Origin of the sequence: Bradyrhizobium sp. S3.12.5, from assembly GCF_040548225.1 — a bacterium.
GTDB classification, from domain to species: domain Bacteria; phylum Pseudomonadota; class Alphaproteobacteria; order Rhizobiales; family Xanthobacteraceae; genus Bradyrhizobium; species Bradyrhizobium cytisi.
The window spans coordinates 14,979-28,597 of sequence record NZ_JBEPRF010000018.1; the positions used below are offsets into that span (position 1 = coordinate 14,979).

The 13,619-nt window shown below is 65.3% G+C and carries 10 protein-coding genes; 4 read left to right on the forward strand and 6 right to left on the reverse strand.

The annotated features are described in order from the left end of the window. Positions 1-25: 25 nt before the first annotated feature. Positions 26-658, forward strand: a complete 633-nt coding sequence (locus ABIC09_RS25150) for a LysE family translocator (RefSeq protein WP_354033629.1) — start codon at positions 26-28, stop codon at positions 656-658. Between the two features lie 6 nt (positions 659-664). Then, positions 665-1,534 carry an alpha/beta fold hydrolase gene (locus ABIC09_RS25155; protein ID WP_354110944.1) on the forward strand — a complete coding sequence of 290 codons (870 nt, stop codon included), beginning with the start codon at positions 665-667 and terminating at the stop codon, positions 1,532-1,534. 94 nt (positions 1,535-1,628) lie between these two features. Here ABIC09_RS25155 and ABIC09_RS25160 read toward each other — a convergent pair whose 3' ends face one another. From ABIC09_RS25160 to ABIC09_RS25170, 3 genes are all read right to left on the reverse strand, one after another. Further along, positions 1,629-2,513 carry a 4-(cytidine 5'-diphospho)-2-C-methyl-D-erythritol kinase gene (locus ABIC09_RS25160; RefSeq protein WP_148750034.1) on the reverse strand — a complete coding sequence of 295 codons (885 nt, stop codon included), beginning with the start codon at positions 2,511-2,513 and terminating at the stop codon, positions 1,629-1,631. An 86-nt stretch (positions 2,514-2,599) separates the two neighbouring features. Continuing rightward, positions 2,600-4,396, reverse strand: a complete 1,797-nt coding sequence (locus tag ABIC09_RS25165; protein ID WP_354033632.1) for a tetratricopeptide repeat protein — start codon at positions 4,394-4,396, stop codon at positions 2,600-2,602. Between the two features lie 306 nt (positions 4,397-4,702). Next, positions 4,703-6,364, reverse strand: coding sequence for an electron transfer flavoprotein-ubiquinone oxidoreductase (locus ABIC09_RS25170; RefSeq protein WP_148750038.1), 1,662 nt, complete (start codon positions 6,362-6,364; stop codon positions 4,703-4,705). A 136-nt stretch (positions 6,365-6,500) separates the two neighbouring features. Between ABIC09_RS25170 and ABIC09_RS25175 the strand changes: the two genes are divergently transcribed. After that, positions 6,501-7,307 carry a uracil-DNA glycosylase gene (locus tag ABIC09_RS25175; RefSeq protein WP_354110945.1) on the forward strand — a complete coding sequence of 269 codons (807 nt, stop codon included), beginning with the start codon at positions 6,501-6,503 and terminating at the stop codon, positions 7,305-7,307. Between the two features lie 36 nt (positions 7,308-7,343). On the opposite strand, the gene ABIC09_RS25180 is transcribed toward ABIC09_RS25175, so the two are convergent. The 3 genes from ABIC09_RS25180 to ABIC09_RS25190 all read right to left on the reverse strand — a co-directional run bounded on the left by ABIC09_RS25180 (position 7,344) and on the right by ABIC09_RS25190 (position 10,987). Continuing rightward, the gene (locus tag ABIC09_RS25180) at positions 7,344-8,852 is read right to left on the reverse strand and encodes a glycosyltransferase family 39 protein (protein ID WP_354110946.1); all 1,509 of its coding nucleotides are present in this window, start codon (positions 8,850-8,852) and stop codon (positions 7,344-7,346) included. 99 nt (positions 8,853-8,951) lie between these two features. Then, positions 8,952-9,737 carry a ribonuclease HII gene (gene rnhB / locus ABIC09_RS25185; protein ID WP_148750044.1) on the reverse strand — a complete coding sequence of 262 codons (786 nt, stop codon included), beginning with the start codon at positions 9,735-9,737 and terminating at the stop codon, positions 8,952-8,954. 86 nt (positions 9,738-9,823) lie between these two features. After that, on the reverse strand, positions 9,824-10,987 hold the full coding sequence (locus ABIC09_RS25190) for a PA0069 family radical SAM protein (protein ID WP_354110947.1): 1,164 nt from the start codon (positions 10,985-10,987) through the stop codon (positions 9,824-9,826). A 210-nt stretch (positions 10,988-11,197) separates the two neighbouring features. Here ABIC09_RS25190 and ABIC09_RS25195 point away from each other — a divergent pair, with 210 nt between their 5' ends. Then, a complete protein-coding gene (locus tag ABIC09_RS25195) occupies positions 11,198-13,612 on the forward strand; it encodes a phosphoketolase family protein (protein ID WP_354110948.1) in 2,415 nt (804 codons plus the stop codon). Positions 13,613-13,619: the final 7 nt, after the last annotated feature.

Sequence of the window (13,619 nt, forward strand, 5' to 3'; positions counted from 1 at the left end):
CGGCACGCTGCGCTACGAAAATGGAATGATTGAAACGAATTTCTGGCTGTTCCTCGCCGCCGCCCTCGTCATTGCCGCCATTCCGGGCCCCGGCATCTTCTACGTCGCGGCGCGAACCGTGTCGGAAGGGCGCGCCAGCGGCTTTGCCTCGACCGCCGGCACGGCGCTGGGCGGCCTGGTTCACGTGGTCGCCGGCGGCCTCGGCATCTCCGCGATCATCCTGGCCAGCGCCGAGCTTTTTGCCATCGTGAAATTCATCGGCGCGCTGTATCTGGTCTGGCTCGGCATCAAGACGTTTCGCAGCGCCGGCCGGGCTCTGTCGCTCGCGAGCGAGCCTGTCGGCGACAAGCGCGCGTTCCGCGACGGCGTGCTGGTCGAGGCGTTGAATCCGAAGACCGCGGCGTTCTTCCTCGCCTTCATTCCGCAATTCCTCGATCCCGCAGGAGCGAGCCCCCCACTGCAATTCGTCGCGCTCGGCACCATCTCGGTGACACTGAACACGCTCGCCGATGTCGTCGTGGTGCTGATGGCGTCCGCGACGCGTACACAGCTGATCGGAAGGCCGCGTCTGATGCGCCGCCTCACCCAAGGCTCCGGCGTCTTCATTGCCGGCCTCGGCCTGTCGCTCGCGCTGGCGCGGCGTCCGGTGAACGGGTAGCCCGCGATGCTCGCCCCGCAAAGTCGCACCTACGAGTCCCACGGCCTGCGGCTGCATTATGCGGACTGGGGCAACGAGGACGCACCGCCACTCATCCTGGTCCATGGCGGCCGCGATCATTGCCGCAGCTGGGACGCCATCGCACGCTCGCTGCAACCGCTTTTTCATGTGATCGCGCCCGACCTGCGCGGCCACGGCGATTCCGACTGGACCAAGGGCGGCAGCTACGCGCTGACCGAGTATGTCTACGATCTCGCCCAGCTTGTCCGTCACACCGCAGCGCCTCAAGTGACCCTCATCGGCCATTCGATGGGCGGCATGGTGAGCCTGATCTTTTCAGGCTCATTCCCCGAGCAAGTCACCAAGCTCGTCGTTCTCGACGGCGTGACGATGCTGCCCGATTCACCCAAGCCGCCGACGCATGAGCGCATCGGCAAATGGGTCGGACAGCTCGACAGGCTGCACCACCGCACCCCGCGCCGCTATTCGACCCTTGAGGACGCGGCCGCGCAGATGGTGCTTCACAACAAGCGGCTGTCCCGCGACCTCGCGCTTCACCTGGCAACACATGGCGCACGGCAGAACGAGGATGGCACCTATAGCTGGAAGTTCGACCCGTACCAGCGCGCCTCCGCGCCGCACCGGCTCTGGCCGGACGACCACGTCGCGCTGTGGTCGCGCATCGCCTGCCCCACGCTGTTGCTGAATGCCGGCGAAAGCTTTCTCGCCGGCGCCAGGGCCGCAGGCCTTGAGCGCTATTTCCAGCAGGCGCGCATCGAGATCATCGCCGGCGCCGGGCACTGGCTGCAGCATGACAAGCCGGAGGAGGTGCTGGGTGAGATCCGGCAATTTCTTGGGCTCGGCGAGCTATCGTAGGGTGGGGCAAAGCGAAGCGTGCCCACCATGCATCCAGATCGTACGATAGAAGTGGTGGGCACGCTGCGCTTTGCCCCCCTACGACACTTTCGCCTTAGCTCAACGTCCCCGCATGCACCCACCAGCCGGGGTGATCCCTGCGGATCTTCTCGGCGGCGGCATGCGCCTCAGCCGGCGCGCCATAGATCGCAAAGCAGGTCGCGCCCGAACCGGACATTCGCGCAAGCTTGACGCCGGCGGAGTCGCGCAGCGCCTCCAGCACGTCGCCGATCACCGGCTCGATGCGCAGCGCAGGCGCTTCGAGATCGTTGGGGACGGTCTCGAGAACATCGACCCAGTCGGCGATGGAGGCGCCCTCGTCGGGCCAAGCCGTGGCGTCGAGGACGGAGGTCGCGCCGACCAGCAGTTCGCCGTTGCGCAGGCCCAACTCCTGGAACACGTCCTTTGTCGCAACCGGCACGCGCGGATTGACCATCACGCAGGGCATGCTCGGCAACGCCAGCGGCAGCAACTGCTCACCGACGCCGGTCATGTCGCAGGCGCGCGAGAACAGGCACACCGGCACGTCGGCGCCGGTCGCAAGTGCGACCTCTTGCAGGCGGGCATCATCGAGCGGCAAATTGTTGAGGCGCGCGAGCAGGCGCAGCGCCGCCGCCGCATCGGCCGAACCGCCGCCGATCCCGGCTGCAACCGGCAAGACCTTGTCGAGCGCGAAGGCGCCGAGCTTCAAGTTCGGCACCGCGTCGGCCAACAGTTTTGCGGCCTTGAACACGAGATTGTCTGATGTCTCGCCGCAGGCCGCGGCAAGCGGCCCCGTGGTCGCAAGCCTGAGCCCGCCACCCGGCTCCAGCGTGAGCCGGTCGGCACAATCGGCAAACGCAACCACGCTCTCGAGGTCATGATAGCCGTCAGCACGACGGCCCACCACACGAAGGCTCAGATTGACCTTCGCGCGCCCTTCTTCAACCAACGCCGGCATCGGCGATACGCCCCCAGTTGCTTATTTTGCTTTGCGCATGATCTGGTCGGAAAACCGCTGCACACTTTTCCGGATCATGCGCAGCCTCAACCGCCCTTGCCGTCGTCTTTCTTCTTGTCCGCCTGCGCGGCCGAAGAGTTCGAATTCTCATCCGTCATGCCATTGGCGATCTTGGCCTCGATCTTCGGCAGATCGTCCGGCTCGGGCTTGAGATCGCGAGCATGCGCCCACTGGAATTTTGCCTCCAGCGTGCGGCCGACGCGCCAATAGGCGTCGCCGAGATGGTCGTTGATCGTGGGATCCTCGGGCTTGAGGTCGATCGCGCGCTCGAGGTTCTTCACCGCCTCTTCGTAGTTGCCGATGCGGTAATAGGCCCAGCCGAGGGAATCGACGATGTAGCCGTCGTCGGGCCGCTGCTCGACGGCACGCTTGATCATCTTCATGCCTTCGTCGAGGTTCACGCCCTGGTCGATCCAGGAATAGCCGAGATAGTTGAGGACATGCGGCTGATCGGGCTGCAGCTCGAGCGCCTTCTTCATGTCGGCTTCGGCCTTGCCCCACTCCTTGGTGCGTTCCTCGCAAATGCCGCGATAGTAGTACCAGACGCTGTTGGCCTTGTCGTTGCCGGCCGGCAGCGCGTCGATGCCGCGCGAATAGGTCGCGCCGCAGTCGCCGAACTTCTTGCGGCCGCGCTCGATATTGCCGAGCGCCATAACGGCCTCAATATCCTTGGAGTCCTCGGCGGTCACACCCTTGAGGATCTTGATCGCCTCGTCGGTGCGGTCGGCCGAATCCAGATCGATGGCGAGCTGGATCTGCGCGTTACGCCTCAAGGGCGAGCTCGACGGGACCCGCTCATAGATCTTGATCGCCATCTGCGGCCGCTTCACCGATTCATAGAGGTCGGCGAGCGAGAGCAGGGCCAGCGGATGACTGGGCTGGAGATAGAGTGCGAGCTGGAGATAGACCAGCGCGAGATCTTCGCCGCCGCGACGAGTCAACGTGGCGCCGATGCCGTAGAGCGCCTCGGCAGCACCAGCCTGCGCGGAATCGACCAGCGACGGCATCTTCTTGCCGGCCTTGGTCTCGCGCAGGCCTTCCACGATCAGCGGATGGCGGGCGAGCTTCTTGTCGAATGCTTCATAGATCGCGGTCGCCGAGGCCGCGTCCTTGTTGCGCGACAGCCAGCGCGCATAGGCCTCGCTGACGCGCAGCATGGAATCGTCGAGTTTGTAGGCGCGCTCGAAGCGGGCGCCTGCGTCCTTCTCCTTGCCGGCGTTCTCGAGAATCATGCCGGCGTGCAGGTCCTTGAACAGCGGATACCATTCCGGGCCCGCCAGCTTATCGATGGTCGCGACCGCGCCCTTGGCATCGCCCGCACCATAGGCGGCCCAGCCGGACAGCAGCGTTGCGACGAGATCGGTGATCGGCCCGCGAACCGACTGGTTGATGTTGCTCTGCGCGCTCGGATACTTCTTCAGCTTCAAATCATGCACGCCGACCACGAGGCGCGCGACGCGATTGGTCTTGTCGATGGCTAGGATGCGCTCGGCGAGCTTCACCGCTTCCTCGATGTCGCCATCGCCGAGCGAGGAAATGAAAGCGCGGTCCAGCAGCTCGTTGTTCTTGGGGTCGGTCCGCAGCGCGGAGCGGTAAAAGGCGGCGGCCGAGGTCGCGTCGCGCTCGACGCTGGCGTGACGGGCGGCGAGATAGCTGCCGGCGGTGGTGAGCGACTTCAGATCGTTTCGGGTCGGAAACTGCGCCGCCGTGTCGGCCGGATGATCCGGCGTCTGCGCCAGCACCCCGCCAGGGACCGCCACGATCGCAGAGCCGGCAAGGGCGATGGCAGCAGCAGTCCAGCGGTTGAAACGATTTGAAAACATCAGGGCTCGCCTTGAGTTTGTAGTGCCTGGGTTTGAAGCAAATGGCCGTCTCGCACGCGAACGCCGCCGGCGACACGGGACCCGGAACCGTCTGGGCCGGACAATGCCGCTTTTGGCGCTTCACCGCAAGGATTCGGGCCGGGCGATCCCTTCCGCACGCCCCAAATCGGCCAAGTGACGGTCAAGAGCGCCCCAAGACGCTGTCACTATGGCCTTATCGTGGCCGGGGGCACCCGTGGTGCTCCCGTTCTCACGCGAACGTGCGTTACATCACCCTTCGGACCTATTTGGTCGCCTGGCGCACCGTTACATCGCCTCGTAGTTCGGACCGCCGCCGCCCTCCGGAGGAACCCAGGTGATGTTGCCGTTGGGGTCCTTCACGTCGCAGGTTTTGCAGTGGACGCAGTTCTGGGCGTTGATCTGGAAGCGCGGGCCCGAACCTTCCTCGATCCACTCATAGACGCCGGCCGGGCAATAGCGATTCGACGGACCGGCGAACACGTCGTGCTCGGAAGTCTTCTGCAGGTTCATGTCGGCCACCAGGAGGTGGACCGGCTGATCCTCCTCGTGATTGGTGTTGGACAGGAACACCGAGGACAGCTTGTCGAAGGAGATCTTGCCGTCCGGCTTCGGATAGTTCTTCGGCGCGTGTTGCTTGGCCGGATCGAGCGTCGCGCGATCGGGCTTGGCATGGGACTGCGTGCCGAACAGCGAGGTGCCGAACAGCGTGTTGAACCACATGTCGAAGCCGCCGAGCGCGACGCCAAGCACGGTGCCGAACTTCGACCACAGTGGCTTGACGTTGCGGACCAGGAACAGATCCTTTCCGACCGACGAGGACCGCCACGCGTTCTCGTAGTCGACGATCTCGTCGTTGGCGCGATCGGCCGCGAGCGCGGCTGCAACATGCTCAGCGGCAAGCATGCCGGTGCCCATCGCATTGTGCACGCCCTTGATGCGCGGCACGTTGACGAAGCCGGCCGCACAGCCGACCAGCGCGCCGCCGGGGAAAGTCAGCTTTGGCACCGACTGGTAGCCGCCTTCGGTGATGGCACGCGCACCATAGGCAAGGCGCTTGGCACCTTCGAAGGTGCCGCGGATCGACGGATGAGTCTTGAAGCGCTGGAATTCGTCGAACGGCGACAGATACGGATCGTCGTAGTTCAGATGCACGACGAAGCCGACCGCGACGAGATTATCGTCGTAGTGATAGAGGAACGACCCGCCGCCGGTCTTCAGGTCGAGTGGCCAGCCGAACGAATGCTGGATCATGCCCTTCTGGTGCTTGGCGGGATCGATCTGCCAGACTTCCTTGAGGCCGATGCCGAACTTCGCCGGCTCGCTGTTGGAATCGAGCGCGAACTTGGCGATCAGCTGCTTGGTCAGGCTGCCGCGCGCGCCTTCGGCGAACAGCGTGTACTTGCCGAGCAACTCCATGCCGCGGGTGAAGGAGTCTTTCGGCTTGCCGTCGCGGCCGATGCCCATGTCGCCAGTGGCGATGCCCCTCACCGCGCCCTGTTCGTCATAGAGCACTTCGGCGGCGGCAAAGCCTGGGTAGATCTCGACGCCGAGCGCCTCGGCCTTGCGCGCCAGCCAGCGGCAGACATTGCCGAGCGAGCCGATATAGCAGTGATGGTTGTCCATCAGCGGCGGCATCATGAAGTTCGGCAGCTTGATCGCGCCTCCGGCCGTCATCCAGTAGAAGCGGTCGTCCTTCACCTGGGTCTTCAGCGGGCAGTCGGAATCCTCGCGCCAGTCCGGGGTCAGCTTGTCGAGCCCGGCCGGATCGATCACTGCGCCGGAGAGAATGTGCGCACCGACCTCGGAGCCCTTCTCCACCACGACGACGTTGAGATCGGCATTGATCTGCTTCAGCCGGATCGCCGCAGCCAGGCCCGAGGGGCCGGCGCCGACGATGACGACGTCGAATTCCATGGATTCCCGCGGGGGAAGTTCTTCGGTGCTCATCTGATCTCAGCCCTTGAGACGGTTCCTCGTCATTTGCGCTCCCTTGTTTCCGATTTTTCCGGGTAGGACAACCACGGAAATGCGTTCCGTTGGGATGCAAGGCGCCTTAAGATGAACTAATAGTCTGACTTTCCAAATGATCCCCGAGCCCGCACCCACCGTCCGAGAGCTTCTCGCCTTCTATCTGGAGGCCGGTGTCGATTGTGCGCTCGCCGAGGAACCGGTCGACCGCCTGGCGGAATTGGACGCCCCGCCGCCGGCCCCGCGCGCGGTGCCGGCCGAGGCACCGCGGCCTGTCGCCGCGCCTGCGGTGATGCGCGGCGAGGCCGCACCGGCGCCCGACGTCGCTATCGCCTCGGCCCGCGAGGCCGCGCGCACCGCGCCAACACTCGAGGCGCTGCGCGAGCTCATGCAAAACTTCGAGGGCTGCGCGCTCAAGCACACCGCGACGCGGCTGGTGTTCGCCGACGGCAATCCGCAGGCGCGCATCATGTTCGTCGGCGAGGCGCCGGGTCGCGACGAGGATATCGAGGGACTTCCGTTTGTGGGACGCAGCGGCAAGCTGCTCGACCTCATGATCGGCGCGATCGGGCTCAACCGCACCACGGCCTACATCACCAACGTCATTCCCTGGCGGCCACCCGGCAACCGTACGCCGACGCCGCAGGAGACGCAGATCTGCCTGCCCTTCATCCAGCGTCATATCGAGCTGGTGAACCCAGATGTGCTGGTGACGCTCGGCAATCCCTCGACGCAGACGCTGCTCTCGACCCGCGAGGGCATCATGCGGACGCGCGGCCGCTGGTTCGACTACGACACGGGTAGCCGCACCATCCGCGCGCTGCCGACCTTTCACCCGGCCTACCTCTTGCGCTCGCCGTCCTACAAGCGGCTTGCCTGGCAGGATCTGCGCGCGATCGCGAAGTTGCTGGCGGGCGCGTGAGGGACGGGACACTCCCTCTCCGTCATTGCGAGAGCCTTACGTCCCCTTCGGCCGCACGATGGCCCAGCCGATCCGCAGCAACTGCTGGCGGCCGGTCACCAGCCATTCGAAGGCGCGTGGCACTTCCGGCACGATGCTGGGAAAGCGCGCGAGGATTTCGGGCGGCGGAGTGCCGGCAGTATCTGAGGCGCGCCAGACCACGACGCCGCCGGTCTCGCTGAATTTTGCCTGTGACATCCAGGGCGTACGCACGGGCGCGCCTTCGATGAACAGATGCGGCCGGCCGGAGTGCATCGCAATCAAGCTCGCAAGCTCGGTTTCACCTGCGACCGCGCGCAGGCGATGGTTGGTGCGGCGGGCAAAGCTGTCGTCGAAGAAGTCCGAGATCGCGCGCGCCGGCATCGATGTCGCGATCTCACCGGTGCCGCTCCAGGGCAGGAACAGCACGGCCAGCACGACGCCGGCCGCGGGCGCCACGATGGCCGCTATCCACACCGTGCGCAGCATCCGGGCGCGGCGCATCGCAATGAGATCGCCGGCCACGACGACCATGGCGAGGCCCGACATGACCAGCACCACGCCGGCACCGCCGATGACGGCATCGAGCCCGAACAGGCCGGAGATCAGGACCGCACCGAGCGCGGGCGCCAGCGCGAAGAAATGGACGAAGTTGCGCGCGAGCGGCTCGACGGGTGGCCGGTAGATGATCGGCGCCTCCTCGGTCTTGCCGGCGAACAGGGGTGAGTTGAGGAAGGTCAGCACAGGGACCGCCGCTGCGCCGAGCACGAGCCCGCCGAGCAGCCAGACGGCGTGGATCGCGCGGGCGCCGAGGTCGGCAATTTGCGGCAGGGCCGGCAGCACAAGGGTCTCGGCGCGCATCAGCCAGACCGCATAGGGCAGCGCCAGCACGGCGACGACGACGAGCGCGAACAGCGGATCGAGCGCGCGCAATGTCCGGCGGCCTGCGGCGGTCGAGAGCGCGAAGACGACGAGCAATGCGAGCAGGAAGATCGCGGCCGGCGTGGTCAGCAGGAGCAGGCCGGCCTCGATCGACCAGGCGAACCAGGCATTGCCGCGGCGCTGGCCGATGATCTGCCAGGAATGCAGCAGCAACAGCGCCCAGATCGGCCGCGCGAGAACCAGGGGACCGAAGTCGAGCGCGGACGAGGAGAAAGCCAGCACCGTCATGGTCAGGAGCACAACGAGCACCGCCTGCTGCGTGCCGACCACGGCGCGCGCCAGATGATAGAGCGTGATGAAGGTCGCGATCTCGCAGAGCTCGGCCAGGACGTAAACGCCGAACATATGTCCGCCGACGGCGCGATAGGCGATATCGGCGAGCCAGACCGACAGCGGCGGGCCGAGATCAGTGCCGACCTGGTATTCGCGGCCGAAGGCCAGCAGGGTCGCGAGGCTGCCGGGCGGAGTGCGATAGAACAAGAGCGCCACCAGCAGCCACATCGCGGCCTGCAACAGCACGGCGATCCAGACGATCAGCCGCGGCCGGGCGCGAATGAGCTCGATGACCAGGGAGGTAAACCGCATGCAACGCCCGCAAGATGCAGCCAACCCGTCCAGCCGGCCCTATTCGCTCACGCCTGTTTTGATAAAGGGCGCTGCGCGTCGTGGCAACGACAGTCTACGCTAGAGGCCTGCCGAAGCATCGATTTCAACTGTGGTCTCAACCTGCACCTCGACCTCGGTGACCGCAAACAGATCCCGCACCGGCTCGACGGTCCAGGGCATGTGCTTGGCGCGGGCGGCGGCGACCGGGGCGAAGAAGCTGCGGTGGTGCGCGGTGGGGCCGAGACGGTCGAGCGCGTCGAGATGCTCGGGGACGGCGTAGCCCTTGTGCTGCTCGAAACCGTAGCCCGGGCAGTCCTGTGCCAGCGCGCACATCAGCCGGTCGCGCGTCACCTTGGCGACGATCGAGGCGGCCGCAATCGACAGCACGATGCCGTCGCCGCCGATCACGGCCTCGCAGTCGCATGCGGTATCGAGCCGGTCGCGGCCGTCGACGAAGACGTGCTTCGGCGTCTCCGGCAGCGCAATCACCGCGCGCTTCAACGCCCAGAGCGAGGCGCGCAGGATGTTGTCGCGGTCGATGCGGAAGCGCGAGGCGACCGCGACCGAGACCTGGGCGGTGGCACAGATCTTGTCGAAAAGCTTCTCGCGCTCCTCCGCCGTCAGCCGCTTGGAATCGTCGATGCCGCGCGGAATGCGGTCGGGGTCGAGAATCACCGCAGCCGCCACCACGGGGCCGGCGAGCGGCCCGCGACCGGCCTCGTCGCAGCCAGCCACCGGCCAGATGCCGCGCTTGATCAGCGCGCGCTCACGACGGAAGCTCGCTTTCGCTGGCGCGGCATTCCTGGCAGCGTCGTTCTTTGACGCCTCTTTGGCTGGTGTCTTGGTGGACTTGTCCCGAATCATGGCCGGGATCGTGCGCAAGCGATCCGGCCTGCGCAACAGGGAACCCCAACAATTCCCGTTATTCAGACAGGTTGTTGCTCCGCGCCTCAGAACAGGCTGAGCTGCTCGCCGTTCTGCTTTGGCCGGGCAAAATGATCCGTGGTCAGTTTCGCGCGGCGCTTGTTCAGCCCGAGCCGGTCGCAGGCGATCTCGAAGCGACGGCCGATGGTCCAGGCCATCGGGCCGGTGCCCTTCATGCGCTCGCCCCATTTGGCGTCGTAGTCGCGGCCGCCGCGCATGTCGCGGATCAGCGTGAAGACGTGGCGATAGCGGTCCGGATAGTTCGCCATCAGCCATTCGCGGAAGAGATCGCGGACCTCGAGCGGCAGCCGCAGCAGCACGTAGGAGGCTTCCTTGACGCCGGCGTGCGCCGCGGCATCGAGAATGCGCTCGATCTCGGAATCGTTCAGCGCGGGGATCACGGGCGCGACCATCACCGTGGTCGGAATGCCGGCGTCCGAGAGCTGCTTCAGCGCCTCAAGCCGCTTCGGCGGCGTCGAGGCGCGCGGCTCCATGGTGCGCGCGAGTTTTGGGTCGAGCGAGGTCACCGATATCGCGACCTTGGCGAGGTTGCGCTTGGCCATGCGGGCGAGAATGTCGATGTCGCGCACCACCAGCGCCGACTTGGTGACGATGCCGACGGGATGGCCGGCGCGCTCCAGCACCTCGAGAATGCCGCGCATGATTTTGCGCTCGCGCTCGATCGGCTGATAGGGATCGGTGTTGGTGCCGATCGCGATCATCCGCGGCTCGTAGCCGGCGGCCGCGAGCTCCTTCTCGAGCAGCGCCGGCGCCTCGGGTTTCACGAACAGCTTTGACTCGAAGTCGAGGCCCGGCGACAGGCCGAGATAGGCATGCGTCGGCCGCGCGAAGCAATAGACGCAGCCATGCTCGCAGCCGCGGTAGGGATTGATCGACCGATCGAAGCCGATGTCGGGGGAATCGTTGCGGGTAATCACCTTGCGCGAGGTGTCGACACCGACCGTGGTCTTGAACGGCGGCAGCTCTTCCAGGCTCTGCCAGCCGTCGTCGAAGGCGACGCGTGCCTCGGCCTCGTAGCGGCCGCTGGCGTTGGATTGCGCGCCCCGCCCACGCTTGCGCGCACGGTCGATGGCGACGCCAAGCTCGGGGAAATTAGAAGGCGCACCCGCCGGCTCGGAGGGCGCCGTGACCGGCGGGTGCTTGAGAGCAGAAGAAGAAGCTGGACTCATGAAGCCAAGATAGCACGTCAAAAGAACAAATCAAGAACAGAAACGAAAAACGCGAAAACAACCCCATGCACAGTAGAGCTGCCCAAACCTCGCGCGCTGACTATTGGCCTCACGCAACAACGCGTGACCTCGATCCCGCTTGATGCGGCTGAAGGATCGATCTCGCCGGAACTCGGTTGGTGACGGTCCCGGGTGAAAGTCGGCAGGAACATGACAAATCAACGACAATCGGCCGCGGCGAGCAGCGACCTCGATCTCCTCGATCGCTACTGGCGCGCCGCGAACTACCTCTCGGTCGGGCAGATTTATCTCCTCGACAATCCGCTGCTTCGCGAGCCGTTGCGGCCCGAGCACATCAAGCCGCGCTTGCTCGGCCATTGGGGCACGACGCCGGGGCTGAACTTCATCTACGCCCACCTCAACCGCGTCATCCGCGCGCATGACCTCGACATGATCTATGTCTGCGGTCCCGGTCATGGCGGCCCGGGCATGGTCGCCAACACCTATCTGGAAGGCAGCTACAGCGAGATCTATCCAGACATCCCGCGCGATGCGGACGGATTGCGAAAACTTTTCAGGCAGTTCTCCTTCCCCGGCGGCATTCCGAGCCACGCCGCGCCGGAAACGCCGGGCTCGATCCACGAAGGTGGCGAGCTCGGTTATGCGCTGGTGCACGCCTATGGCGCGGCATTCGACAATCCCGACCTCATCGTCGCCTGCGTCGTCGGCGACGGCGAAGCCGAGACCGGCCCGCTTGCCACGTCCTGGCACTCCAACAAGTTCCTGAATCCCGCCCACGACGGCGCGGTGCTGCCGATCCTGCATCTCAACGGCTACAAGATCGCCAATCCGACCGTGCTCGGCCGCATGCCTGACAGCGAGATCCGCGATCTTTTCCGCGGATTCGGCCACGAGCCGCTGTTCGTCGAGGGCAACGATCCCAAATTGATGCACCGGGCCATGGCGGACGCGCTCGACGTCGCGCTCGCCAGCATCCGTTCTATCCAGCAGCACGCGCGCGATGGGCGCACAAGCGTCGAACGGCCGCGCTGGCCGATGATCGTGCTGCGCAGCCCGAAGGGCTGGACAGGCCCGAAGGAGGTCGACGGCAAGAAGGTCGAAGGATTTTGGCGTGCGCATCAGGTGCCCGTTGCTAGCTGTCGCGAGAACCCTGCGCATTTGAAGATTCTCGATGACTGGATGCGCAGCTACCAGCCGGAAAAGCTGTTCGACGCCAGCGGCGCGCTCATTCCCGAGCTTCAGTCGCTGGCGCCCGAAGGTAACAGGCGCATGGGAGCCAATCCGCACGCCAATGGCGGGCTGGTGAAGAAGGAGCTGAAGCTGCCGGACTTCCGCAGTTTTGGCGTCGACGTGCCGCAGCCCGGCGGCGTCACGGGCGAAGCGACGCGTGAGCTTGGCAAGTTTTTGCGCGACGTCATCCGCCTCAACGCGCAAGAGCGCAACTTCCGCCTCATGGGTCCGGACGAGACCGCATCAAACCGTCTCGATGCCGTGTTCGACGCCACCGAACGGGTCTGGATGGAGCCGGTCGAATCCTACGACGTGCATCTCGCGCAGGACGGCCGCGTGATGGAGGTGCTGAGCGAGCATCTCTGCCAAGGCTGGCTCGAGGGCTACCTGCTCACCGGACGCCACGGCTTCTTCTCCTGCTACGAGGCCTTCATCCACATCGTGGATTCCATGTTCAACCAGCACGCCAAATGGCTGAAGGTGACGCGGCATCTGCCGTGGCGGCGTCCGATCGCCTCGCTCAATTATCTTCTGACCTCGCATGTCTGGCGGCAGGACCATAACGGCTTCAGCCATCAGGATCCCGGCTTCGTCGACCTCGTCGCCAACAAGAAGGCCGACATCGTCCGCATCTATTTCCCGCCGGACGCCAACACCCTGCTGTGGATCGCCGACCACTGCCTGCGCACTTACAATCGCATCAACGTGATTGTCGCCGGCAAGCAGCCGGCGCCGCAATGGCTCTCGATGCAGGATGCCGCTAACCATTGCGACGCCGGCATTGGCATCTGGACGTGGGCCGGCAACGAGGACGCGGTTGGCGAGCCCGATGTGGTGATGGCCTGCGCCGGTGACGTGCCGACCTTGGAGACGCTCGCGGCCGTCGATCTCCTGCGCAAGGCGCTGCCGGACATCAAGATCCGTGTCGTCAACGTCGTCGACCTGATGACGCTGCAACCGAAAGAGCAGCATCCGCATGGCCTGTCCGATCGCGACTTCGACAGCCTGTTCACGCACGACAAGCCTGTCATCTTCGCCTATCACGGCTATCCTTATCTGATCCACCGGCTGACCTATAACCGCACCAACCATGACGGCTTACATGTGCGCGGCTTTGCCGAGGAAGGCACCACGACGACGCCGTTCGACATGGTCGTGCTCAACGGGCTCGACCGCTACCACCTCGCGATCGAGGCGATCGAGCGTGTGCCGGGACTTGCGACCAAGGCTGCGCAGGTGAAGCAACAGTTCCGCGACAAGTTGATCGAGCATTCGCGTTACGTGCGCGAGCACGGCGAGGACATGCCGGAGATCCGCGATTGGGTCTGGCAGAACAGTGCTGGCGGCAACACACCTGCTGAAGCCGGCGATTAAGGGCAGC